This window comes from Alistipes megaguti, assembly GCF_944320325.1.
Lineage (GTDB): Bacteria > Bacteroidota > Bacteroidia > Bacteroidales > Rikenellaceae > Alistipes > Alistipes megaguti.
Genome location: NZ_CALUHA010000016.1, coordinates 1 through 25425, shown reverse-complemented (window position 1 = coordinate 25425; position 25425 = coordinate 1). Strand labels below are relative to the sequence as shown.

General features: G+C 60.5%; 14 protein-coding genes. 8 read left to right on the top strand and 6 right to left on the bottom strand.

The genetic code is table 11. The features are described 5' to 3' along the window. Window positions 1-10: 10 nt before the first annotated feature. The 4 genes from PUQ42_RS05770 to PUQ42_RS05755 all read right to left on the bottom strand — a co-directional run bounded on the left by PUQ42_RS05770 (window position 11) and on the right by PUQ42_RS05755 (window position 6915). The gene (locus PUQ42_RS05770) at window positions 11-1492 is read right to left on the bottom strand and encodes a SusD/RagB family nutrient-binding outer membrane lipoprotein (RefSeq protein ID WP_273371842.1); all 1482 of its coding nucleotides are present in this window, start codon (window positions 1490-1492) and stop codon (window positions 11-13) included. 11 nt (window positions 1493-1503) lie between these two features. Continuing rightward, window positions 1504-5043, bottom strand: coding sequence for a SusC/RagA family TonB-linked outer membrane protein (locus tag PUQ42_RS05765; protein WP_273371839.1), 3540 nt, complete (start codon window positions 5041-5043; stop codon window positions 1504-1506). A gap of 207 nt (window positions 5044-5250) precedes the next feature. Further along, a complete protein-coding gene (locus PUQ42_RS05760; RefSeq protein ID WP_273371836.1) occupies window positions 5251-6276 on the bottom strand; it encodes a FecR domain-containing protein in 1026 nt (341 codons plus the stop codon). Window positions 6277-6360: 84 nt separating this feature from the next. Then, window positions 6361-6915 carry an RNA polymerase sigma-70 factor gene (locus PUQ42_RS05755; RefSeq protein WP_122119710.1) on the bottom strand — a complete coding sequence of 185 codons (555 nt, stop codon included), beginning with the start codon at window positions 6913-6915 and terminating at the stop codon, window positions 6361-6363. Between the two features lie 306 nt (window positions 6916-7221). Between PUQ42_RS05755 and PUQ42_RS05750 the strand changes: the two genes are divergently transcribed. The 8 genes from PUQ42_RS05750 to PUQ42_RS05715 all read left to right on the top strand — a co-directional run bounded on the left by PUQ42_RS05750 (window position 7222) and on the right by PUQ42_RS05715 (window position 20383). Beyond that, entirely contained in the window at window positions 7222-7815 is a 594-nt protein-coding gene (locus tag PUQ42_RS05750; RefSeq protein ID WP_122119709.1) for an RNA polymerase sigma-70 factor, read from the top strand. A 94-nt stretch (window positions 7816-7909) separates the two neighbouring features. Continuing rightward, complete coding sequence (locus PUQ42_RS05745) at window positions 7910-8869, top strand: FecR family protein (protein WP_273371832.1); 960 nt, start codon at window positions 7910-7912, stop codon at window positions 8867-8869. A gap of 201 nt (window positions 8870-9070) precedes the next feature. After that, complete coding sequence (locus PUQ42_RS05740; protein WP_273371831.1) at window positions 9071-12397, top strand: SusC/RagA family TonB-linked outer membrane protein; 3327 nt, start codon at window positions 9071-9073, stop codon at window positions 12395-12397. Between the two features lie 15 nt (window positions 12398-12412). Then, complete coding sequence (locus PUQ42_RS05735; RefSeq protein ID WP_122119706.1) at window positions 12413-13996, top strand: SusD/RagB family nutrient-binding outer membrane lipoprotein; 1584 nt, start codon at window positions 12413-12415, stop codon at window positions 13994-13996. Window positions 13997-14016: 20 nt separating this feature from the next. Continuing rightward, entirely contained in the window at window positions 14017-15147 is a 1131-nt protein-coding gene (locus tag PUQ42_RS05730; protein WP_273371826.1) for a glycoside hydrolase family 18, read from the top strand. A 13-nt stretch (window positions 15148-15160) separates the two neighbouring features. Further along, complete coding sequence (locus PUQ42_RS05725; protein WP_273371824.1) at window positions 15161-16411, top strand: DUF1735 and LamG domain-containing protein; 1251 nt, start codon at window positions 15161-15163, stop codon at window positions 16409-16411. Between the two features lie 92 nt (window positions 16412-16503). Further along, window positions 16504-18084, top strand: coding sequence for a sulfatase family protein (locus PUQ42_RS05720; protein WP_273371821.1), 1581 nt, complete (start codon window positions 16504-16506; stop codon window positions 18082-18084). Window positions 18085-18118: 34 nt separating this feature from the next. After that, window positions 18119-20383 (top strand): family 20 glycosylhydrolase, encoded by a 2265-nt coding sequence (locus PUQ42_RS05715; RefSeq protein ID WP_273371819.1) that lies wholly within the window; start codon window positions 18119-18121, stop codon window positions 20381-20383. Between the two features lie 158 nt (window positions 20384-20541). Here PUQ42_RS05715 and PUQ42_RS05710 read toward each other — a convergent pair whose 3' ends face one another. Next, a complete protein-coding gene (locus PUQ42_RS05710; RefSeq protein ID WP_273371817.1) occupies window positions 20542-23658 on the bottom strand; it encodes a glycoside hydrolase family 2 TIM barrel-domain containing protein in 3117 nt (1038 codons plus the stop codon). Between the two features lie 256 nt (window positions 23659-23914). Then, complete coding sequence (locus PUQ42_RS05705; protein WP_273371815.1) at window positions 23915-24874, bottom strand: phosphoribosylaminoimidazolesuccinocarboxamide synthase; 960 nt, start codon at window positions 24872-24874, stop codon at window positions 23915-23917. Window positions 24875-25425 lie beyond the last annotated feature (551 nt).

Below are 25425 nucleotides of genomic sequence, written 5' to 3'. Positions count from 1 at the left end.
TGTGAATGAATCAGTTGTTGACGGCCTTCAGGCTCCACCATACGGGAATGCGCATGTTGTCGCCGCCCATCTGCTCGACCGCTTCGGCATAGTGCTCGCTGTTGGTCTGCTGCGAACGCTGGGGATACATCAGACGGGTCGGAAGCACGCCGTTGTTGTCGGTGCCCGTACCGATGATCAGCTCCGGATAACCCGTCCGGCGGTAGTCGGCCCACGCCTCGTAGCCGCACCAGAACTGGGCGATGTACTTTTGCTCCATGATCTGCTTCAGGGTGTTGTTGTAGGTCGTTTTCTGGAGATATTGCTCCTTCTGGAGCTCGTTGATGTGCACCGACGAGGGGTTGATGCTGTCCCAGTAGTCGATCGAGGCGAGGATGCCCTGTTCGTAGTAGCGCTGGGCCTGGATCTCGCCGCCCTTGATCATGCCGCGGTAGGTGGCTTCGGCCAGGATGAAGAGCACCTCGTCGTAGCGCATGAAGCAGTAGGGCGAGGTGTAGTCGCCCAGAATGGCCTTGTTGAGGGTGGCGCTGCCGTTGTTGATGGTCTCCGTGGTGGGGTAACCGCTCGGCAGACCCTGCCACGTGTCGCCCTGCAGCACGGCGTAGAGCGGCAGCCGCGGGTCGCCCAGTTCGTTGAGCAGGTTGATGAAGTATTCGGCCATCACCCGCACGTTCGACGAGAAGTTCTTCTCGGTATATTTGCCGAAGCGGTTGATGTTGGGCGAGATGTTCGTATAGACGTACATGGCGTTGTCGCTGTTGTCCGTGAAGATCGGGTAGGTCGACGGATTGTTCAGCATCGCCTGCATCTTCTGCGAGACCTGCATCTCCTCGTCGCGGTTGCTCAGACGCATCAGCAGCCGCAGGTGGAGCGAATTGGTGAATTTGCGCCATTTGCTCAGGTCGCCGCCGTAGAGGAGATCCTTGTTGGGACTTTGCAGGGGTTTGTTGACGTTGTAGAGCGAGTTGGCCCGTTCGAGATCCTCGAGCAGCTGTGTATAGATCTCCTGTTGCGTGTCGTAGCGGGGCTGGGTGATGGCTACCGTGTCACGCCCCTTGTAGGCTTCGCTGAAGGGGATGCTGCCGAACAGGTCGGTCTGGTTCGAAACCATCAGCGCCCGCATGGTCAGGGCGATGGCTTCGCAGTTGGGCTCGTTCTTCAGGATGGCCAGACGCCGCATGTGGTCGGCATTGGCCGCCTGACGCGAGAGGTAGCTCCAGGGTGTCTGTACGAAGGCGTCGCGGATGATGTAGCGATGGATGTTCTCGGCCTGCAGGTTGACGGTGTACTGCATCAGCTCGCCGTTGAGCTGCCAGGTGCCGTACATCAGGCCGTCGGCTGCCGAGAAGAGCAGTTGTTCCATCATGCCTTCCGGATGGATCTGCCACATTTCGATGCTGTTGGGGTCCGTGTTGTATTCGTCGAACAGGTGTTCGCAACCGGAAACCAGCGTCGCGGCGATGATCAGGGCGAGATATTTGATTTTTTTCATGGTTCAGCGTATTAGAAGTTCAGTTTCAGGTTCAGACCGTAGGTGCGGGTCAACGGATAGGCGCCGGCCTCGATACCCCGGCTGATGGAGGAGCCGACCATGTATCCGGCTTCGGGATCGTAGATCGGGAAGTTGGTCCAACAGAAGAGGTTCGTGGCATAGAAGGCCAGCGAGGCGCTCTGGACGATCTTCAGCTTCTCGCAGATCCGTTTCGGAAGGGTGTACTCGAGGCGCAGCTCCTTGAACTTGAGGAAGGAGGTGTCGAAGGTGTTGTTTTCGGCATTCTCGCGGGCGTAGACATAGGTGCCGTAGTAGTCGACGATATCCTTGGTGATGGTCGTGTTCCGGCGGTAGGTTCCGTCGTCGTTGAGGTTGACGCCCTCGTGGATCAGACCGGCGTAACGGCCCGGCAGCGAGTTCTTCAGTTTGCCCTGGTAGGCCAGTGCGAAGTGGGTGACCGAGTAGGCGTTGCCTCCCCACTGTCCGGTGAAGGTGAGCGAGAGCTTGAGGTTCTTGTATGACAACGTATGGGTCATGCCGGCCTTCCAGTCGGGGTAGATGCTGCCCAGATCGAGCAACGGGTCCTCCGTGCCGGTGAGGACCGGAGCACCGCTCGCGGCGTCGACGATGACCTGTCCCGAGCAGTCGATCTTCGCGCCGTTTTCGTCGACGTAGAAGGCGCCCTGCGGAGCCCGTTTGTAGCCGCGGCCGTAGAGCCGGCCCAGCTCCGTTCCCGGATAGGCGTTGATGTAGATGTTGCCGCTGACGTTCATGTTCGAGTTCATCTGCCAGACCTCCACGCCCGGGGCGAGGCTGACGAGTCGGTTCCAGTTCTTGCTCCAGTTGAGGTTGATCTCCCAGCGGGTGTCCTTCGTCCGGATGGGGACGATGCGCGTGGAGAGTTCGACACCCTCGTTGCGCACTTCGCCGGCATTGATAAGTTTGCTGGTGGCGCCGGTGACCTGGTCGACGGGTACACCGATGATCTGGTCGGTGGTGCTCGAGTGGTAGTAGGTGGCGTCGAAGGACCAGATGTTGTCGAAGAGGTGCACTTCGGTACCCACTTCGAAGCTCTCGACGTTTTCGGGTTTGATGTCGGGATTCTGAATGGTGCTCGAGAGGTAGTAGGCGCTGGCGAAATTGCTCGACGAGTAGACGTGGTTCAGGCTGTAGGGCGAGGTGTCGTTGCCGACGTTGGCCCACGATCCCCGGATCTTGAGCATGTTGATCCACGGCGCGCTGTCCCCGAGGTTGAGCAGCCGATCGAGCAGGATGCTGGTGCTCACCGAGGGGTAGAAGTAGGAGTTGTTGCCGCGAGCCAGGGCACTCGACCAGTCGTTGCGGCCGGTGATGTCCAGGAAGATCATGTCACGCCACGAGAGGTTGACCAGTCCGTAGAAACTGTTGACCGACTTGTTGCTGCGGCGCACGTAGGAGAGCGGCGTCGACCGCGAGTTGTTGATTTTGTAGATGTTGTACTCCTGCAGACCGTCCTTGGCCGTCAGCTGTACGTTCTGGTAGTTGTAGACCATGTTGTTGCCGCCGAATGAGGCCGTGAGGTCGAAGTCGCCGAAGCGGCGCTTGTAGGTGAGCAGAAAGTCGTTGTTCATCTCGTAGTTGCGCACAGTCTGCTCCTTGTAGTAGCCGTACTTGTAGCCGTTCGAGTACCAGGGTTTCTGCTGGGTGCGGAAGTCGTTGTAGAAGTCGACACCCGAACGCAGGTCGAGCGTGAGGTTCTTGTGCAGGTTGAGCGTCAGGGCGACGTTGCCGTAGACGCGGTCACGATCCAGCGTGTTGAGCTGCTGGTAGAGCTGCATGTAAACGTTGTCGGCGTACGAGGAGTTGATGAGCAGATACTCCGTACCGGCTTCGTACATCTGGCGGATCCGGTCGTTGTAGTACTCCCGGGCGTAGGAATCCACGCCGATGACCGTCGGATTCCACAGCAGCGTATAGAGCGGTGCGGCGGGGTTGTAACCCGACATGGGGAGGTTGTCGCTGTTTTTGCGGTAGTAGGTCACCTTGCCCTTGAGCGAGATGAAGCGGTTGAGCTTGGAACTGACCGAGAAGCTGATGTTCTGGCTGTTGTATCCCGTGTTGGGAACGATCCAGTTGTTGCGCGAGTCGCGGATCGAGAGGCGGACCGACGTGCCGTTGCCGTTGCTGCCCTCGACCGATACGCTGTTATTGTAGGTGATGCCGGTCTGGAAGAGTCCCTTGTACCAGTTGTCGTTGTATTGCCAGGGAAGTTTGTGGTATTTGCCGGTCTCCCAGTCGCGTGATTCGTACTGGTAGAACATCTGACCCTCGAATTTCGGTCCGAAGCCCATGCGCGAATAGATGCGCGTCGGGGCTTCGATGCCGTCTTCGGCATCCTCGGCCCGGACGGTCCAGTAGTTGTAGTACCGCTGCTGGATGACGTTGGTGAGGTTGCCGTTTCCGGCACCGTATTCGGTCTGGAAGTCGGGCCAGTAGCCGGCACGCTCGAAGGTGAACGACGAGTTGAACGAAACGCCGATGCCCTTGGTCGTGCGGCCCGATTTGGTGGTGATGATGATGGCGCCGTTGGCGGCCCGCGATCCGTAGAGGGCCGTGGCGGCCGGGCCCTTGAGCACCGATACCGATTCAATGTCCTCGGGGTTGAGGTCGCTGGCGCCGTTGCCGTAGTCGATCGGGGCGTCGGTGTCGAAGGTCTGCGAGGCAGAGCTGCTGGCGGTCATGTCGCTGCTGATCGGAATGCCGTCCACGACAAAGAGCGCCGTGTTTTTGTCGTGCGAGAGCGAACCTTCGCCGCGCAGCGTCACGCGCAGCGAGCCGCCGGGTCCCGATGAGGTGCCTTCGAGGTTCAGACCGGCGACCTTGCCCGAGAGCGAATTGAGCCAGTTGCTCGAGACGGTGGTGTTCAGCGCTTCGTTGTCGACCTTCGAGACGGCGTAACCGAGCGACTGCTCCTGACGGGTGATGCCGAGGGCCGTGACCACGACATCCTGAATGGCTGTCGACGAGGCGCGCATCGTCACGTTGACGATCGACCGCGTGGGCGAGACGGGAATCTGTTGCAGGTCGTACCCGATGAAGGAGAAGAGCAGCACGGGTGAACGGTCGCTCTCACGGACGGTGATGCGGTAGGAACCGTCGGCATTGGAGGTGGTGCCGCGCGTGGTGCCCTGCAGCAGGATGGTGGCTCCGACGATCGGGGAGCCCTGTTCGTCGGAGATCTTTCCCGAGACGATCCAGGTCTGTTCCTGCTTCATGGTGGCACGGTCGGCCAGGAAGATCTTCCGGTCGGCGATGCGGTACGAGATGCGTGTTCCGGCGAAGAGTTCGGTGAGAACCTCCTTCAGATCGGCGTTGGTCTTGCGGATCGAGACGTTGCGTGTGACGTCGACCACCTCGGGGCTGAAGGCGAACGTATAGTGCGTCTGGCGGGAGATTTCGTCCAGAACCCGTTCAAGCCGGGTTTGCGAGAAGATCAACGTGACTTTCTGGGCCCACAGGTTCGTCGTCGACGAAAACACGAAAAAGACAATCAGGAAAGCGATCCGGGCCAATGGGTATTTTTTTGACCCGACTTCCCCCGAATGTAATTTGTTTTTCATACATTTGCGGTTGGTTAGAATTGGAAAAAAGAGGACTGATTCTGCCATTCGGGTCGGGCATGTGGGGCATGTCCGACTTTTTTTGGTATTGGGGGGGCTGTCAGGTCATAGGCGGGAAGTTTTGAGGTTTGTTCAGGTCGGTTTTCATGGTTTTTGGTTTTAGAGCGGGTAGATGGTGATCGAATCGTTTATCCGCACGATCCGCAGCGGTGTAATGCGTTCCATAGCCGAGAGAATCTGGTCGATGGATTCGTTGTAGAAGTTGATCGTATAGGTGTACCTGTAAAGACTCTCGTCGCAGACGCGGCACTCCACGCCGTAGTTCCGCTCCAGGAAAGCGAGCAGATCACGCAGCGGCGTATTCTTGAAATAGTATCGTTTGTGCATCCACCCCATGAGCTGCGTCGAGTCGGCATCGCTCTTCAGAAGGGTTTCACCCGATTCGCGGTTCAGTTCGAGCAGTTGTCCGGGGTGCAGTTCGTAGTTGTGTTCCTGTCCCGAGACCAGCTCCCGGGCCCTCACCTTTCCCTCCTGCAGATAGAGGCTGGTGATGCCGGGCGAGGCCGTGTTGAGGTTGAACCGTGTCCCCACCACCCGGATCGAGAGACCGTCGGTCTGGACCACAAAGGGGCGTTTGGCATCCTTGGCCACGTCGAAGAAGGCTTCGCCGTGGAGTTTCACCTCGCGCCGCCGGCGGTCGAAGCGGGAAGGGTATTCGAGAGTCGTTTCGGAATTGAGCATCACGGAGGTGCCGTCGGCCATGAGCACGTGCATCTGTTCGCCGGCCGGGACTACGATCTTCCGGCTGGCAGTCTCCACTCCGTCCCAGGGCTCCAGCTGTGTGAGTAGCAGCAGGTTGAGCAGAATGAGCGGCAGGGCGACGGCCGCGGCCATCCGGAGTTTGAGCAGGCGGTTGTGACGGCGGCTGCGGCGGCCGATCTCTTTCAGAATCCGTTCGCGCAGTTCGGCGGAGGGTTGCGGCACGGCCTCCGAAAGCAGGGCGTGGGGATCGTTCAGTGCCTGTTTGATGTCCCGATCCATTGCCTTGGCGGCGATCATCTGTCCGGCGGGGGTCTTCAGCAGCCGGCGAGCCTCCTTCTCGCGTTCCGGAGGACAGTTTCCTTCGAAAAAGGCGAGCAACAGGTCGCGGTCGGTTTCGGGTCGGGGGAATGAGGTCGGTTTCATGGGCCGTGTTTTATCATAAATACACACGGCGCGGGGAAAAGTATTATGCCGGAGAGCGATTTTTTCGGACCGATCCGTTGTGGATCAGTTTTCCAACAGCAGGAGTAGCAGCAGACACCCGGCTCCGATCATCTTGCGCAGTTGCTGGATCGACTGGTGGTAGAGGACCTTGACGGTGTTGACCGAGATGTGGAGCCGTTCGGCAATCTCGGCATTCGAGAGCCCTTCGTGGAGTTTCATGCGGCAGACGGCGATCTTCTGCGGGGAGAGGCGTCCGATAGCCTGGTCGAGCTTGTCGAGCAGGTCGCGGCGTTCGAGCTCATTCAGGAATCCGGCCGAATTCCTCTCTGTCATTCGTTCCCAGGCTCCGTCGGTGGGGATTCCGGATCTCAGCACGTTGAGTGTCAGATTTCTGGAGATGGTAAAGAGATAGCCTCCCAGTCCGGATTGCGGATCGAGCCGCGAACGGTTTTCCCACAACTTGAGGAAGGCCTGCTGGACGATATCCTCGGCGGCCGAACCTGTGCGGGTATATCGGTAGGCGAAGGCATAGAGTTGCCGGTGGTATTTGTCGTACGCCATCGCGAATGCCAGGTGGTTGTCTTGGCGTATCTCCTGTGCCAACTCGGTGTCCGTCATCTCTTTGAAGGGTTCATGTTTCGGGTTGTCAGTTCTTTGCTGCCTTCGGCGAGGGGCCTGCCGTGAGGTAAATATAGAAATTATTTGCGAAATACCGAAGCCCCGATTTGATTTTTCATGAAGATGCAACCTCTCCCGGCGGGGTACGGAACGGCTTCTTACAGTCCGGAACCGCTTCGTCCGACAGTATCGTCTCTTCTGCTGTTCCACCTTCAAAGAGACGGCCTCTTCCCGGTAGCGATTTTTTTGCGGAGATGACTTTTTGCAAAAAATAGTATATTTGTACAATTCAAATGCAACTTCTCCGTGGAACACACCTCTGTCAACAGAAATGACGATGATGATTTCGGCCGGCTCTATGACGAGTACCGTCCGCGCTTCATCGAGTTCGCCCGCGGATATGTCAAGGACCGGCTCGCGGCCGAGGATCTGGTCACCGATTCGTTCCTCTACTTCTGGGAGAACCGCGGCCGCATCGACCCCTCGTGCAACGTGGCGGCCTATGTCTTCACGACGCTGCGCCACAAGTGTCTGAACCACTTGCGGGCCCGGCTGGTCCGTCTGCGGGCCCACAACGAGATGGAGGCGCTGGAGAACCGTGTGCTGCGCGAGAACATCCGTTCGCTGGAGATGTGCGACCCCCGGCAGCTCTTCGAGGGGGAGATCGAACGGCTTGTGCGCGAGAGTCTGGACGAGATGCCCGAGCTGACGCGCGGCGTCTTCACCGAACAGCGTTTCCGGGGTCGTTCCTACCGCGAGGTGGCCGAACTGTTCGGCATCACTGAACGCCGCGTGGCCACCGAACTCGAGAAGGCCCTGACCGCGTTGCGCCGGGGACTGCACGACTATCTGCCGGCCGTGCTGGCGGCAGCCCTTCTGGAGCGTCTCTCCAGACCCTGAAATCACTTTTTCAAAAAAAATGCATTTTCTTCCGGTAAAACGCTTCGCTGAAGTGCTTTTAGGATGTATGCACCCCAAAACGAACTGCCGAAGCATGGAAAAAGAGACACTGTACCGGTTTTTCCGAGGTGAAGCCTCCCCCGAGGAGGAGCGCCGCCTCATGGAGTGGCTCGACGCCGATGCGGAGAATCGTCGGACGTTCGACCGTGAACGGGCCCTGTTTACGGCCCTGCAACTCTTTGCACCCCGTCCGAAGGCCCGTGCCCGCGTGTCGGCGTTGCGTCCCGGCCGCCGTTCGGGAGTCCTCCGGCGTCTGGCCGCACCCGCCCTGCGGATTGCCGCCGTGGTGGCTCTGGCCGTGGGGATCAGCTGGGGGGTCATCTCCCACCGCGAACACAACTGGGAGCAGCTGACCAACCGGATCGTCGTCCCCGCCGGACAACGCATCAACCTTACGCTGCAGGACGGCACCTCGGTGTGGCTCAACTCCGGCTCGGAGCTCGAATATCCGGCCCTCTTTGCCGGTGCGACACGCCAGGTAAAACTCCGGGGTACGGCCCTTTTCGATGTGACGGGCAATGCCGAACGCCCCTTCATCGTCGAGACCTACGCCTGCCGCGTGGAGGTGCTCGGCACCCGATTCAACGTCCGTGCCGACGAGCAGAACGATGAGTTCTCGACGGCTCTCTTCCGTGGCAGTGTCCGCGTCACCTCCCGCGATTCGCTCCATCAGCAGGTAACGCTCCGCCCCAACGAGCGGGTCCTGCTCGAAGAGGGGCGCCTGCGCGTCGAACCTGCCGACGATCCGAACGAATACCTCTGGACCGAGGGGCAGATCTCGATCGGCGGCTGTTCGTTCGAGGAGATCCTTGCACGCTTCGAGAGTTGTTACGGCGTACGCTTCGACGTGCGGCTCAAGCAGCTGCCCAAAGTCGGGTCGATCGGCAAGATCCGCATCTCGGACGGCATCGAACACGCCCTGAGCATCCTGCAGCGCAACGGCGACTTCCGATACACCTACGATACCCAGACCAACGTAATTACGATCTATTGATAAACCTGAATTCCCGAACCTTAAACTCCGCCTGCCTATGATGCTGTAATCCGTCTCTTTTCGACCGTATCCGGTCCTCTGCGGACATTTCGTGAAAGAAAAACCCGGAATTGCGCCAACAACTCCGGGCCGTCAGGATAACGGTCTATTCCCAGCCTTGGAACAACCTGAATTATTATCCTTTAACCAATCTGCAAAGATATGAAGAAAAAAGTATCAGGCCAAATGAAAAGCCTGATAATCTTCCTGTTCGCGGCGATTCTGTGCCTCGGGGCACGTCCGGCCGCGGCTCAGACCGCACGCGTCACCATCGACCTGCGGCAAGTCAAAATGGAACGGGTCATGAACGAAATCGAGAAGCAGACCCGCTATCTGTTCATCTACGACAAGAGTCTCAACATCGACCATACGGTCAGCGTTGTGGCTGACAATCTCCCCGTGACGGAGGCCCTCGGTCAGATGGTCCGCGGTACGGGAATCTCCTACGAAATCAAGGGCTCGAACATCATTCTTTCGGCCGGAGAGCTGCGGACCCCCCCCCTTGCATCGGCTGCTGCGCCGGGTGAAATCTCCGGACGGGTCGTCGATGCCCACGGCCTGCCGGTCATCGGAGCCTCGGTGATCCTCAAGGGTACGACCCTGGGTGTGAGCACCGATGTGGACGGCCGCTTCACGCTGCGCATTCCCGAAGGAACGGCCCATCCGGTGCTGCTCTTCGACTATCTGGGCTACGAGTCGCAGGAGGTGCCCGTCGACGGGCGGACGCAGTTCGACATCACGTTGCAGGAGTCGGCCGTGGCCGTGGAGAACGTCGTCGTGACGGCCCTCGGTATCAAGCGCCAGGAGAAAGCCCTCTCCTACAACGTGCAGCAGGTCAAGGCCGAAGAGATCATGACCGTGCAGGATGCGAACTTCATGAACTCGCTCAACGGCAAGGTAGCCGGTGTGCAGATCAACTCCTCGGCAGCCGGCGTGGGCGGTGCGGTGCGCGTGGTGATGCGCGGTGCGAAATCCATCTACAAGGACAACAACGCCCTCTATGTGATCGACGGTGTGCCGATGACCAACGTCTCGTTCGGCTCCTCGGACGACGGCCTGCAGGGCAACTACCTCGGTTCGGACGGCGTGGCCGACATCAACCCCGCCGACATCGAGTCGATTTCGGTGCTGACGGGCCCCTCGGCCGCAGCCCTCTACGGTTCGGATGCCGCCAACGGCGTGGTGCTGATCAACACCAAGAAGGGGGAGGCGGGCAAGACGCAGGTGAGCGTCTCGAACAGCACCACCTTCTCGATGCCGTTCGTCATGCCGCGCTTCCAGAACCGCTACGGCAACGAGGTGGGATCCTATCAGAGCTGGGGCGCTGCGACGTCGCGGCGGTTCGACCCCTCGAGCTTCTTCAATACGGGTTCGAACGTCAGCAATTCGGTTTCGTTCTCCACCGGCACGAAGCGTCACCAGGCCTATTTCTCGGCCGCGACGACCAATGCCCGGAACATCCTGCCCAACAGCGGTTACAACCGTTACAACTTCACGATGCGGGACGTGAGCTCGTTCCTCAACGACCGGATGACGCTTGACCTGAGTGCCAGCTATATCTTGCAGAATAACAAGAACATGATCGCCTCGGGACAGTACTTCAACCCGCTGCCGGCGCTCTACCTCTTCCCGCGCGGCGAGGATTTCGACAACGTGCGCATGTACCAGATCTGGGACGAGTCGCGCAACCTCTACGTCCCGAACTGGACCTACGGTTCGGGCGACATGTCGTTCCAGAACCCCTACTGGATCATGCACAAGATGATCAACGAGTCGAAGAAGCGCCGCTACATGCTCTCGGCCAGTCTGAAGTACGACATCACGAAGTGGCTCAACGTGACGGGCCGCGTGAAGGTCGACAACTCGGACATGGACATCACCAACAAGCGCTACGCCGGTACGGATACGAACTTCGCCGGTGAGAAGGGTCTCTACAACATCACCAAGCGCAACGACCGTCAGATCTATGCCGACGTCATCGCCAACATCGACCACTACTTCTCCGACGACTGGCACCTGACGGCCAACGTCGGCGCCTCGATCAAGGACGTGCAGATGGATCTGATGGGCTGGGGCGGCGACCTGCGCAAGATCCCCAACTTCTTCTCGATCACCAACATCTCGACCACCTCCTACCGCGAGCGTGAGGACGGATCGCGGGTTCAGTCGCAGAGCATCTTCGCCAACGTCGAGGTGGGGTGGAAGAACATGCTCTACCTGACCGTCACGGGCCGCAACGACTGGGAGTCGGCGCTGGCCTTCTCGAAATACAGTTCGTTCTTCTATCCGTCGGTGGGTCTGTCGGGCGTGATCTCCGAGATGGTCGATCTTCCCGACTGGTTCTCGTTCCTGAAGGTGCGCGCCTCCTATTCGGCCGTCGGCTCCTCGTACGCCGCCTACCTGACGAGCCCTTACTACGAGTACCGCGCCCAGAACCACGAGTGGGACTCGAACCACCGCTTCCCGAACGACAACCTCAAACCCGAGAAGACCAAATCGTGGGAGGTGGGTCTGAATGCCCGCTTCTTCGGCGGCAAGCTGAACCTCGATGCCACGTGGTACCGTTCGGACACCTACAACCAGACCTTCGAGTCGACCCCTTCGTCGACGTCGGGCTATTCGTCGGTGCTGGTGCAGGCCGGTCAGGTCCGCAATACGGGTCTGGAACTCCTGCTCGGCTATCACAACACCTGGAAGGATTTCTCGTGGGATACGAGCCTCACCTACACGACCAACCGCAACCGGATCATCCGTCTGGCCGACGGCGTGATCAGCCCCGTCGACGGCAAGCCGATCGAGATGCCCTATCTGGAGAAGGCAACCCTCGGCAACACGGGTTCGCCGCAGGTGATCCTCTACGAGGGCGGAACGATGGGTGACCTCTACATCAACCGCGAACTGCGCACCGACGGCAACGGCAACATCTATGTCGATCCGTCGACCAATCAGGTCGAACTGACGACCACCGAACGCCGCAAGGTCGCCTCGCTGCTCCCGAAGGGCAACCTGGGCTGGAGCAACAGCTTCTCTTACAAGGGCGTAACGCTGTCGGCCATGATTGCGGCCCGGCTGGGCGGATCGGTCGTCTCGAATACGGAGGCCTTCCTCGACTACTACGGCGTTTCGGAGCGTTCGGCCGCGGCGCGTGACGCCGGCGGCGTGCGGATCAACAACGGGCTGGTCGATGCCAGAAACTACTACCAGACGATCGGTGCCGGTACGGGCGCCGGAGCCTACTACATCTATTCGGCCACGAACGTCCGTCTGCAGGAGCTCTCGCTGAGCTACTCGCTGCCGCGCAAGTGGTTTCGCAACAAGATGGGGATGACCGTCTCGCTCGTGGGCCGCAACCTGTGGATGATCTACAACAAGGCGCCGTTCGATCCCGAACTGACCACCTCGACCTCCGACAACTTCCTGCAGGGCGTGGATTACTTCATGCTGCCCAGCCTGCGCAACATCGGATTCTCCGTGAAATTCCAATTCTAAAACTGCCGACCAATCATGAAACAGCATACAATCAAACGTTTGTTCGGACGCGGGGTGCTCGGCGTGGCTCTGCTGGCCGCCGCAGCCTGCACCGGTAACTTCGAAGAGTACAATACCAAACCCTACCGCCCGACGGACGAGGATCTCGTCGGCGACAACGTGGGTATCGGCATCCTCTTCCCCTCGATGATGGAGTGGATGACCCACTACCAGGTCAATGCCTCGCAGTATCAGGATGTCCTGATCGGCGACGAACTGGGCGGCTACTGCTCGGCCGTGAAACCCTACCAGGGTCAGAACATCTCGACCTACAACCCTTCGGATTCGTTCAACGATCCGCTCTTCAACAACACCTTCTCGAACTTCTACGGCAACTACTTCCAGGTGCTGTCGAGCACCGGGGGCGAAGGGGCCGTCTATCAGCTGGCCCAGATCATCCGCGTGGCTTCGATGCTCCGCGTGACCGACGCCTACGGTCCGATTCCCTACTCGAAGATGCAGAACGGAACCTTCTCGGTGCCCTATGACAGCCAGCGCGACGTCTATCTGGCGATGATCGACGATCTGGATGCCGCCATGGAGGAGCTCTACACCTTCGTCTCGGCCGGCAATACGACGCTGCTCGCGGATTTCGACATCAGCAACTACGCCGGTGATGTCCGTTTGTGGATCCGTTTTGCCAATACGCTCAAACTGCGCATGGCCATCCGCATGAGCGGTGTGGAGAGCTCGGCACGCACGATTGCCGAAGAGGCCGTGGCCGCCCGCGAGACCTACGGTCTGATCGAGACGACGGCCCAGTCGCTCTACTTCGTCTCCACGTCGCGCCGCAACCCCTTCTATACCCAGGCAACCAGCTCCTCGTGGCAGGACCTGCGTTCGAATGCCAACATCACGATGTACATGAACGCCTACTCCGATCCGCGGCGCAGTTCCTACTTCTCGACCTCGGGGTATGCCGGCCAGCCCTATGTCGGAGCCCGTTCGGGCATCGACAACGTGAGCGTGACCGACTACACGGCGTTCTCCTATCCGCTCTACGGCGAGACGGATCCCGTCCCGGTGATGTACGCCGCCGAGAGCTGGTTCCTGCGCGCCGAGGGTGCACTGCTGGGCTGGTCGATGGGCGATACGGCCGAGAATCTCTACAACAAGGGAATCGGGACCTCGTTCGAAGAGGCCGGCTGCTCGTCGTCGCTCAACACCTACATGCAGACGGGTGCCGTCACGCTCTCCTATACCGATCCGCTGGGGCGGAACAATGCGTCCGATTTCGGTACGGCCCCCTCGGTGGCCTGGGCCGACGACGGGCAGGCACTCGAGCGCATCATCATCCAGAAGTGGATCGCCAACCACATGATCGGCCACGAGGCCTGGGCCGATTTCCGTCGGACGGGCTTCCCGAAGATGCTCATGGCGGTCGACAACCTCAGCGCCGGCAGCATGTGGGGAACGGTGGACAGCGATCGCGGCATGCGGCGTCTGCACTACCCGCAGTCGGAGTACGACAACAACCGTGAGAATCTCCAGGGCGGCATTCAGCTGCTGGGCGGCACGGACGAACACTCGACCGATGTCTGGTGGGCAAAGAAAAACTGACCTGAAAAACCTGAAAAACCATGAAAATGAATCGTAAAAACATATTTTCGGCCATGACGGCCATGGCTGTCGTCCTGTTCTGCGCATGCAGCGAGTGGACGGAACCCGAGGCCCGGGATCTGAAGCAGTCCCTCCCGGACTCCTATTACGCCGATCTGAAGGCTTACAAGGCTTCGGACCATTCGCTCGCCTTCGGCTGGTTCGATGGCTGGAATCCGGTTTCGGCCTCGACGGCCATGAGCCTGATGGGAATTCCCGACAGTGTGGATCTGGTGGCCATCTGGTCGCCCTTCACGCCAAGCGAGGAGCAGAAGGCCGACATGCGGGCCGTTCGCGAGAAGAAGGGTACGCGGGTTGTCGTGACGACCCTGCTCACGGACATCGGTCTGAACGTCACCCCCGAGGAGGTGACCGCCGGAGCGACCACCAACAACGAGATTATCCGTCTGCGGCGCCTCTACTGGGGGTGGACGGACGACGCCTCGGCCGCCGAGATCGAGACCGCCATCCGCAAGTATGCCAATGCCATGGTCGACGCCGTGCTGGCCAGCGGATACGACGGCCTGGACATCGACTTCGAGCCCAGCTATGCCGGACACTCCGGCAACATCGTCAACGATTACAACCGGATCCCGGAGCAGGGTGAGATCTATGCCGGAACGACTCCCGCCCAGCGCGTAAACTGGTTTGTCGAGGAGTGCAGCCGGCGTCTGGGACCCAAGTCGGGCAGCGACAAACTGCTGATCGTCGACGGTGAGGTACACTCGATGCCCGTCGAGACGATCGACTGCTTCGACTACTTCATCCTGCAGACCTATAAGCTCTCCAGCCAGACGAATCTCGACAACGGTCTGAGCCGTGTGGTCTCGGCCTTCGACGGGACGCTCTCCGCCGAGCAGATCACCCGGCGGCTGATCGTGACCGAGAATTTCGAATCGGCCTCCATTGCGGCGGCCGGCGGCATCACCTGGACGCTCAGCGACGGTACGAAGGTCAACTCGCTGCAGGGCATGGCCCTCTGGGAGCCCTATACCGGTGTGCGCAAGGGGGGAGTCGGCGCCTACAAGATGCAGAACGACTTCAAGAACGACTGCTACCGCTACTACCGTCAGATCATCTCGACGATGAATCCGGCGCAAACCAACCGATAAAAAGCAACGACCTATGAAAATGACATGGATGAATCGTGCCTGCAAGGGGCTGATGGCAGGCTTTCTGATGGCAGCCGTTGCGGGTTGCAACGACGCCGAATTCCAGCCCATCGACAATGCCGCCTACATTGCCGAGGCTTATGGGGCGGCGAGCAAGCTTCTGTCGTTCTCGAACGACGAGGGGGCGCAGACCACGCTGACGGCCCGGCTGGGTGATCGTGCCGCCGCCGATTGCTCGTTCCGCTTCGAGGTGGCTCCCGAGGTGCTGACCCGCTACAACCAGATGAACGGCACCTCCTACGTGCAGCTTCCCGACGGAGCCTACAACCTTCCGGCCGATCCCGTATCGGTGACAGCCGGTGCGGCCTCGGCGGCTCCGCTGCAGGTCGAGATCCTGCCCTATACCCAGGAGATGAAGGATTCGGGTGTGACCTATGCCCTGCCGGTGCGGCTGCTCAGTACCGACGGCAACATGCGGCTGCTCAATGACCTTTCGGAGTTTCTGCTCATCTGCAACTGGCAGCGGATCGTGCCGGTTCCGCTCTTCAATACGGAGTTTGTCGAAACCGGCGACCGTTTGAAGAAGAACCGGATCATGTTCGACATGGGCGATGCGGATATCAACTTCACGGCCTACACCTTCGAGTTCATGATGTACATGGAGGACTTCTCGACGACGAGCAACCAGATGCTCGTGGGTCTGGAGGGCTCGTCGCACTCGCTGGCCAACCGCATGTGGGTGCGCTTCGAGAACAACAACCCGAAGAAGTGGATGCAGATCAACTCGATGGTCAAGCCGGCCATCGATGCCTCGACACCCAATCAGGCCAAGGTCTGGCAGCACGTGGCCATTGTCTTCGACGGCAGCAAGATGCATCTGTATCTCGACGGGACGGAGGTGGCCACGAAGGATGCCCCCAATTCCTCGATCAACTTCCGCTACTTCTCGCTGCTGCCGCAGCCGTCCTACTTTACGCAGACGATTTCGTTCCGCGAGGTGCGCCTGTGGAACGTGGCCCGTACGGCGGCCCAGTTGGCCAACAACGCCACGAATGTCGATCCGAAGAGCGAGGGGTTGCTCGGCTACTGGAAGATGGACGAGGGCTCGGGCTACACGTTCAACGACGCCACGGGCAACGGCCATCTCGGAACGTGCCAATACTCGACGGCTTCGGGAATCGGCGACGCCTCCTGGCCCGAAACCTTCACCGGCCCGGCCACGGGGCTGAAGTGGGTGGAGAACTCCGAACAGATGGACGAATAGGAGTCCCTGCGAATCCCGAATGACGAAGGGCGCCGCCGTGCGGCTCGAAGCGCTGCGGCGCCCTTTTCCCGAAAATCATACCGCAACATCACATGAAAACCACTGACCTCTATCTGTTGGGCCTGGGCGGATTGGCGACGCTGTCGCTGGCGGGCTGCACGGACCGCAAACCCGCGGCACGCCCGATGAACATCCTCTACATCATGACCGACGACCATACGGCGCAGATGATGAGCTGCTATGACCGCCGCTACGCCTCGACGCCCAATCTCGACCGCATAGCCCGGGAGGGAGTCCGCTTCACGAACAGCTTCGTGGCCAACTCGCTGAGCGGTCCGAGCCGGGCCTGCATGCTCACGGGCAAACACTCGCACAAGAACGGTTTCTACGACAATACGACGTGCGTCTTCGACGGCTCGCAGCAGACCTTCCCCAAGCTGCTGCAGCAGGCCGGCTACGAGACGGCGATCGTCGGCAAATGGCATCTGGAGAGCCTCCCGACGGGCTTCGACCATTGGGAGATCATCCCCGATCAGGGGGACTACTACAATCCGGACTTCATCCGGCAGACGGGCGACACGGTCCGCAACGAGGGCTACATCACGAACCTCATCACGGACAAGGCGCTGGCGTGGCTCGATGCGGAGCGCGATCCCGAGAAGCCCTTCTGCCTGCTCGTGCACCACAAGGCGCAGCACCGCAACTGGATGGCCGACACGTGCAATCTGACCCTCTACGAGGATCGGACCTTCCCGCTGCCGGAGACCTTCTACGACGATTATGCGGGGCGTCCGGCGGCTGCCGCCCAGGAGATGTCCATCTCGTCGGACCACGACATGGATGTGATCTACGATCTGAAGATGTACCGCACGTCGGATTCGAGCCGGCTGAAGGAGCTCTACGAGGGGATGATCGGCCGCATGAATCCCGATCAGCGGGCGGCCTGGGACCGTTTCTACGATCCGCTCATCGCGGAGTTCCATCGCACGAATCCGCAGGGCCGCGAGCGTGCCGAGTGGAAATTCCAGCGCTATGTGCGCGATTACCTGAAGACGCTCAAATCGCTGGACGACAACGTGGGCCGGCTGCTCGACTACCTCGACCGCACGGGACTGGCCGGGAATACGCTGGTGGTCTATACCTCGGACCAGGGCTTCTACATCGGCGAGCACGGCTGGTTCGACAAGCGCTTCATGTACGAGGAGTCGATGCATACGCCGCTGGTCATGCGGCTCCCGGGCGGCGTGCAGGGCGACATCGATCTGCTGGTGCAGAACATCGACTATGCTCCGACGTTCCTCGAACTGGCCGGCGCGGAGATTCCCGACGACATCCAGGGCCGCTCGCTGCTGCCGCTGCTGCGGGGCGAAAAGTCCGCCGACTGGCGTCCGGCCCTCTATTACCACTTCTACGAGTATCCGGCCGAACACATGGTCAAACGCCACTACGGGGTGCGCGACAACCGCTGGAAGCTCATCCATTTCTACAACGACATCGACCACTGGGAGCTCTACGATCTGAAGACGGATCCTCACGAGTTGCATAACCGCTACGACGATCCGGCGTGTGCCGGCGAGCGGGCCCGGATGATCGACGAACTCCTCCGCCTGCAGCGGCAGTACGACGATACGCTGGCCCTGCGCATGAACGGAGATTTCCAATCCAAAGACTGATTCCATGACGAGACGATTTAGATTCCTACCGTTTTTGTTTGCCGCCGTTCTGTTCCTGGGCGGTTGTGCGACGACACCGGCCGGGGAGCGCCCCACGCTGATTCCCCAGCCGCAGCAGGTGAAGTGGGGACGGGGCGGCTACCGCCTTCCGGACGGGGTGCGCATCGGCATCTCCGATCCGCGGCTGACCCCGCAGGCCGACTACCTGAGGCAGGCGCTGGCCCCCTGTACTTCGGCCTCGCTGTCGGAGACCCCGCAGGGTGATATCTGCCTGCAGCTCGATACCGCGTCGCTGGCCGAAGAGGCCTACCGGCTGGCCGTCACGCGGTCGGGCGTGCGGATCACGGGCGGATCGCCGCGCGGCGTGGTCAACGGCATTGCTACGCTGCGGCAGCTGCTGCCCGCGGACGAGAGGACTGAAGCGGTGATTCCGCATGTGGAGGTGGAGGATGCCCCGGCGTTTGCCTGGCGCGGCGTGATGCTCGACGTGAGCCGCCACTTCTTCGACAAGGAGGATATCTGCAGCATGCTGGACCAGATGGCCCGGCTGAAACTCAACAAGTTCCACTGGCATCTGACCGACGATCAGGGCTGGCGCGTCGAGATCAAGGCCTATCCCGATCTGGCCGGCAAGGGCGGCTGGCGCCGTTTCAACAAGCACGACACGATCTGCATGGGACGTGCCGCACGGGAGGAGAATGCCGATTTCCTGATTCCGGAGAAGTACCTGCGCGTGGAGGGTGCCGATACGCTCTACGGCGGTTACTACACGCAGGAGGATATCCGCGAGGTGGTGGCCTATGCCGCCGAACGGGGTATCGACGTCATTCCGGAGATCGACATGCCGGGCCACTTCCTGCAGGCCATCGAGTACTATCCGGAGATGACCTGCTTCGAGCCCGAGACGTGGAGCGGCGAGGCCTTCTCCTCCCCGTTGTGCCTGGGCAAGGACGAGGCGCTGGCGTTCTGCGAGGAGATCTGGCGGGAGGTGTTCGAGCTCTTCCCCTATGAGTATGTCCATATCGGAGGCGACGAGGTCAACATGAAGAACTGGAACCGTTGCCCGCGCTGCCAGGCGCGCATGCGCCAGGAGGGGTTGGCCGACGGACACGCCCTGCAGGCGTGGTTCACCCGCCGCATGCAGCGCTTCTTCGAGGCCCACGACCGCCGGATGATCGGCTGGGACGAACTCCTGCAGGGCGAGGTCGATCCGGCGACCACGATCATGTGGTGGCGCCCGTGGGTGCCGGAGTCGGTCGACAGGGCCACGCGTCAGGGATGCGATCTGATTATTTGTCCGCAGACGTGGTTCTACTTCTCGCTCGAGGAGGATGCCGGCTCGTTGAAGCGCACGTGCAATTTCCGGCTGGTTCCCGATTCGCTTCCGCAGGAGCAGAAGGCCCGCATTCTGGGTGTTCAGGGCAATGTCTGGGCCGAGAAGGTGCCTTCGTTGTCGCGGGCGGAGTATCTCTTCTATCCGCGGCTGCTGATCGTGGCCGAGAAGGGGTGGAGCCCCGAGGAGCGGGTCAGCGAGGAGGAGCTGCTGCCGCGTGTGATGCGCTACTGCGCGCGGCTCGATGCCGAAGGGATCAACTACCGCATCCCCTCGCTGGAGAATTTCCACGAATTCTGCGTCTTCACCGACTCGACGCGTTCGACGGTGACCTGCCCGCTGCCGGGCGCCACGCTGCGCTATACGCTCGACGGATCGGTGCCGACCGTCTCTTCGCCGATCTACACCGGCCCGATTACCTTCCATGATGATGCCCTGCTGCAGGTGAGGGCCTTCCATCCTGATGGCCGGACGGGCGACTGGGTGAAGATCCGCTATGAGAAGTGCGGCTTTGCGGCTCCGACCGAGGTGGCCGCGACGGCTCCCGGCCTGCAGGCCGAATGGTATTTCAAACGCTTCCCGAAGTGCGATGCCATCGGCGGAGCGAAGGCCGACGGGGGATGTGTGGTCGATACGGTGCAGTTCCCGAAGGTGGCGCAGGGGCGCCGTGCCACGGGAATCCTCTTCCGGGGGTATATCCGCGTGCCGGAGAATCGGATCTACACCTTTGCGCTGGCCTCGAACGACGGCAGCCTGTTGCGTATCGACGGCCGCGTGGTGATCGACAACGACGGCGAACATACGCTGATCGAGAAGACGGGACAGGCGGCCCTTTCGGCCGGGCTTCACCCCTTCGAGCTGCGCTATTTCGACTACAACGGCGGGCGTGTGACACTGGCGCTGGTCGATGAGCAGGGCCGGCGTCAGCCCTTCTCGGACGGGTGGTTCTGTCACGACGCCGATTGATCCCGCAACGCTGTTTCAATGCAAAGAGGGCGGAGCCTGCAGGCTCCGCCCTCTCTTGTTCATGGGAGTGAGATGTGGCTCCGTTCGTGAGCCCCCCCCCGGTTCGACTTTGAACCGGTATGCTCCGCCCCCCCCGGTCGGTGCCGCTGCGCTCCGGCTCAGTGTGAAACGCCGACCGGACGGAGCAGGAAGTCGAACTGCAGGTCTGCGTAGGGGATGCGGTATTCGGGCCGGGCCTGCTTGCCCCAGCTGTTGACGCATCCCAGTCCGGACTGAATCAGGTCGAAGCAGACATGCGTGCGGCCGTCGGAGACCAGTTCGGAAGGGTGGCGCCGGTACTCCGGCGTTCCGTTGTCGAGCTGTGGAATGGAGTAGGGGATGGCCGAGGCCGAGAAGTGGCGATCGGAGCAGATTTCCAGGCCGAGGCCCGTCTCGTCGGTCAGCCGCCACCACCTCAGGCCACTGCGCGTGCCGGACTCCTGGGGGCTGGCGTATTTGGCGTGGAACTGGTCGGTAACCCGCTGGTCGTAGCGTCCGACGAAGGCGGCCGAAGCCCGGTCCGCGTAGTTCTCCATCGGACCGCGTCCGTAGTAGGAGAGGGTGTTGAACATCCCCGGCGCCTCGAACATCATGCCGAAGCGCATCAGATCGGCTACTCCCGTACGGGTCGAATCGGCCTTCAGCGTCTCCCGGACGCGGATCGTACCGTCTTCGGCAATCCGGTAGCTGAGTGTCAGCCGTCCACCGACCTGCGGCAGCAGATAGTGTGCCGTGGCCCGTACCTGTTGATTCTCCTTCGTCAGGTCGAACTTTTCGAGTCGGGGTGTGATCTCGGCCCAGATCCGGCTGTCGGGGACCTTCCCGGCCTGACGAACGCCGAGATCATTGTCCGTGGCGGCCCGATAGAAGTTCGGACGCAGCGCTCCGGAGAGCAGCTCTACGCCGCGAAGCCGGTACGAGATCAGACAACCCGTTTCGGGATCGAAACGCAGCGTGAAATCTTCGCCCGTGACGGAGTCCCCGTCGAGGCGGAGCTCCTCGCGGGATGCGCCTGCTTCGAGCGAGGCAAAGCGCCGTGCGGGATCGTCGGCCCGAAGCACCAGCTGATCGGCGGCCACCTCGTAACCGGCCTCGAGCAGATCGGTCGTCTCGCGGAGCTGGTAGCGGACCGTGAGCAGCAGTTCGCCGTCGAGGGCCTCGATGCGTGCCGGATCGTATCCCAGCGTGATCTCTTTCGTCTGCTGGGGAGCAACCTCGATCCGTTCGATCACGCCGCTTGTGACCGGCTTTCCGTCGGCCGACACCTCCCACAGAAGCCGATAGGGCGAGAGATCGGTGAAGAAGTTCTCGTTGTAGAGGGCCACGATGCCCTTTTTCGCATCGCGTAGGGTGGTATGAACGGGCTGGTGGAGGTGCTTGACCTCGTAGGCGTGGGGATGCCACGAGCGGTCGCTGGCCAGAATGCCGTTGCAGCAGAAGGTGCTGTCCGAGGCGTCGCGGTCGTTGTAGTCGCCGCCGTAGCGGAACGTCAGCCGCCCCTCGGGGCTGCGCCAGGCCAGCGCCTGATCGGCGAAGTCCCAGATGAAACCGCCCTGATAGCGCGGCTCGCGGCGGATCATCTCCCAGTACTCCTTCAATCCGCCCAGCGAGTTGCCCATGGCGTGGGCGTATTCGCACTGGATGAGCGGTTTGTCGGGATTCCGGTCCAGATAGCGCTGGCAGGTGTTATAGTCCCAATACATCGGGCAGGTGATGTCGGTGTTGTAGTCGCCGTGGTAGGAGGCCTGCTCGTACTGGACCGGACGCGAGGGGTCGAACGCCTTGATCCAGTCGTAGCACCGTTCGAAGTTGGGGCCGTTGCCGGCTTCGTTGCCCGTGCTCCAGATGATGATCGACGGGTGGTTGAAATCCCGGTGTACCATGCGCTGGTTCCGGTCGAGGTGAGCCTGGGCAAAGTCGGGATTCCCGGCCAGATTCTTCGACTTGTCGTGGTAGAAGTAGCCGTGCGACTCGATGTTGGCCTCGTCGACGACGTAGAGTCCGTAGCGGTCGCAGAGATCGTACCAGATGGGGGCGTCGGGGTAGTGACACGTGCGGACGGCATTGATGTTGAGGCGTTTCATCTCGCGGATGTCGCGGATCATCTCCTCGCGGGTCACGTAATAACCCGTGTTGGGCTCCATTTCGTGGCGGTTGACCCCCTTGATGAGGATCGGCTGCCCGTTGACGAGCAGCTGCCCGCCGCGGATCTCGACCTTGCGGAATCCGACCGGGAAGGCGGCCGCCTCGATCACTGATCCGTCGCGGGTGAGGGCCTCGGCCGTAAGCGTGTAGAGGGCGGGACTTTCGGCGCTCCATTTCCTGGGGTTGCTGACTTCGAACGACGTTTCGATCCGGTTCTGCCGCGGAGTGACGGTTCGCCGGAGGAGTTCTTCCCCCGCTTCGTCGCGCAGGACGAGCCGTACGGCTCCGATCCCCGGCGTGGTGGCGATCCGGATCTGCAGCTCTCCGTCGCGGTAGTCCGACGTGAGGTCGGGCGTGATCCGCACGTCGGCCAGACGTCGCTTGTCCCGTGCATAGAGGTAGCAGTCGCGGCCGATGCCGGTCATGCGCCAGAAATCCTGATCCTCGAGGTAGGAGCCGTCGCACCAGCGGTTGATGCGCATCACGATGAGATTCTCCTGCCCGGGTTTCGTGTAGCGGGTGATCTCCCATTCGGCTTCGAGTTTGCTGTCCTCGCTGTATCCGACCTCGTGTCCGTTGACCCAGAGGGTGAGGTTTGAGGTGGCCGACCCGATGTGGATGAAGAGCTCCTTGCCCTTCCACTCCTCGGGAAGGGTGACCGTACGGCGGTAGATACCCGTATAGTTCTGTTCGTAGGGGACCAGCGGAGCCTTCACCGGGAAGAACTTGTGCCAGGGATAGGGTTTGTTCGTGTAGACCGGATCGCCGTATCCGTTCATCTCCCAAAGCCCCGGAACGGGCATCTCGCCCCACGACGAGTCGTCGATTCCGGGACGGAAGAATCCTTCGGGTTCGGCGCCGGGGCGGTCAACACGCAGGAAGGTCCATACACCGTTGAGCGAACGGTAGAAGGGTGAACGTTCGGGTGTGTTTTCGGGCGAGGCCTCCCCGGCGGTCGGGTAGACAATGAAGCTCGTGCGCATGGGGGCCCGGTTGACTCCGAAGCAGGTCGGGTCGAGCCATCGCTCTGCGGGAGCCTTTGCCGAGACGCTCGATGCGGCAAAAAGCAGGATGAACAACAGTTTTTTCATTTCGGTTGGTTTTGGAAAAAAAGGATCGGAGGCAAAAATAGTAAAAAATCGAAAGATTCCAAGCTTTTGCAACGAAACTTCTTCCTCGCTCCCGTCATCGGAGACTGTTTCGGGCGACCATCTCGGCTTCCCGTGTATGGATTGGCTGCTTTCACCTCTTGCAGGCCCCGGTGGCAGATCCGGAAAATAAAAAAGCGGCCAACCGAGGGTGGCCGCTTCTCAATGGTCCGTAGATCGGACCGCTATTGCGTGTACGCTATTTGTTCAGGCTCTTCAGACACTCCGAAACGTTCTTCTCGATCCGCTGCAGGATGGTCTGCGTATCGGCCGCCTCGGCCTTGATGAACTTTTCGCCGGTGATTTGCTCGTAGAGTTCGACATAGCGGTTGGTGATGCCGGCGACGATCTCGGGGGTCATCTCGGGCACCTTCTGCCCCGGCTGTCCCTGGAATCCGTTTGCCATGAGCCATTCGCGGACGAACTCCTTCGAGAGCTGGCGCTGCCGTTCCCCCCGTGCCAGCCGCTCCTCGTACCCCTCGGCGTAGAAGTAGCGCGACGAGTCGGGCGTGTGGATCTCGTCCATGAGGTAGATGACACCGTTCTTCTTTCCGAACTCATATTTCGTATCGACGAGGATCAGCCCCATTTTTGCGGCGATTTCGCAACCGCGGCGGTAGATGGCGCGCGTGTACTTTTCGAGCTGTTCGTACTCCTCGCGGCTGACGAGTCCCGAGGCGATGATCTGCTCTTTCGAGATATCCTCGTCGTGACCTTCGGCGGCCTTCGACGTGGGGGTGATGATCGGTTCGGGGAACTTCTGGTTCTCGACCATGCCGTCGGGCATCTCCACGCCGCAGATGGTGCGTTTGCCGGCCTTGTATTCACGCCAGGCGTGGCCCGAGAGGTATCCGCGGATGACCATCTCGACCTTGAAGGGTTCACACTTGCGGCCGACGGTGACCATCGGATCCGGTACGGCGAGTTTCCAGTTGGGGAGGATGTCGGCCGTGGCGTCGAGGAATTTGGCGGCGATCTGGTTCAGGACCTGACCCTTGTAGGGGATTCCTTCGGGCAGGACCACGTCAAAGGCGGAGATCCGGTCGGTCACCACCATGACCAGATATTCATCGTTGATGTCGTATACGTCGCGGACTTTTCCCGTATACTTGCTTTTCTGGCCTTCGAAGGTGAAATCGGTACGAGTGATTGCGTTCATGGTGTTTGCAGGTTTATCTGCGTGCAAAGATACGTTTTTTGCGTGAAAATTGGATTCCTCGGCGGTGGAAAGTTTCCGTCCTGATAGGCCGTATCGGCATAAAAGAAACTTTCCGATGCAGAAAAGCGTTGTAACTCGTTAATTTTCTGTTAGTTACGACGTTAACCGATGCCACAAAAAGACGCACTGTAAAGAGGCGGCAAAACCTTGTTTGACGCTTCATTTCTTGTGCCCGATATTCTCGGAAAAATGTAAAACTCGGGTTTGGAGTCCGATTTTGGGCGGTTCTTTTCCCTCGCTGGAGCGGGTCGCCGGAGGGTTGTGACTCCATGAGCAAAGGTAGTAATTTTTGTGGGAACTCCAAGCCCTGGCGAAGGATTTTTTCGCCGGGGAGGGTGTGATCCGGCGGTATGAAAAAAAAGCCCGGCACGTCGGAACGTGTCGGGCTGAAAATGAGGCTATGGGCCTTATTTCGTCTCGGGGAAGTTGTCGTTGGTCAGCAGCTTGCCCTGGTATTCGCCGGTCAGCGTCTTCAGGAAGGCTACCATCCG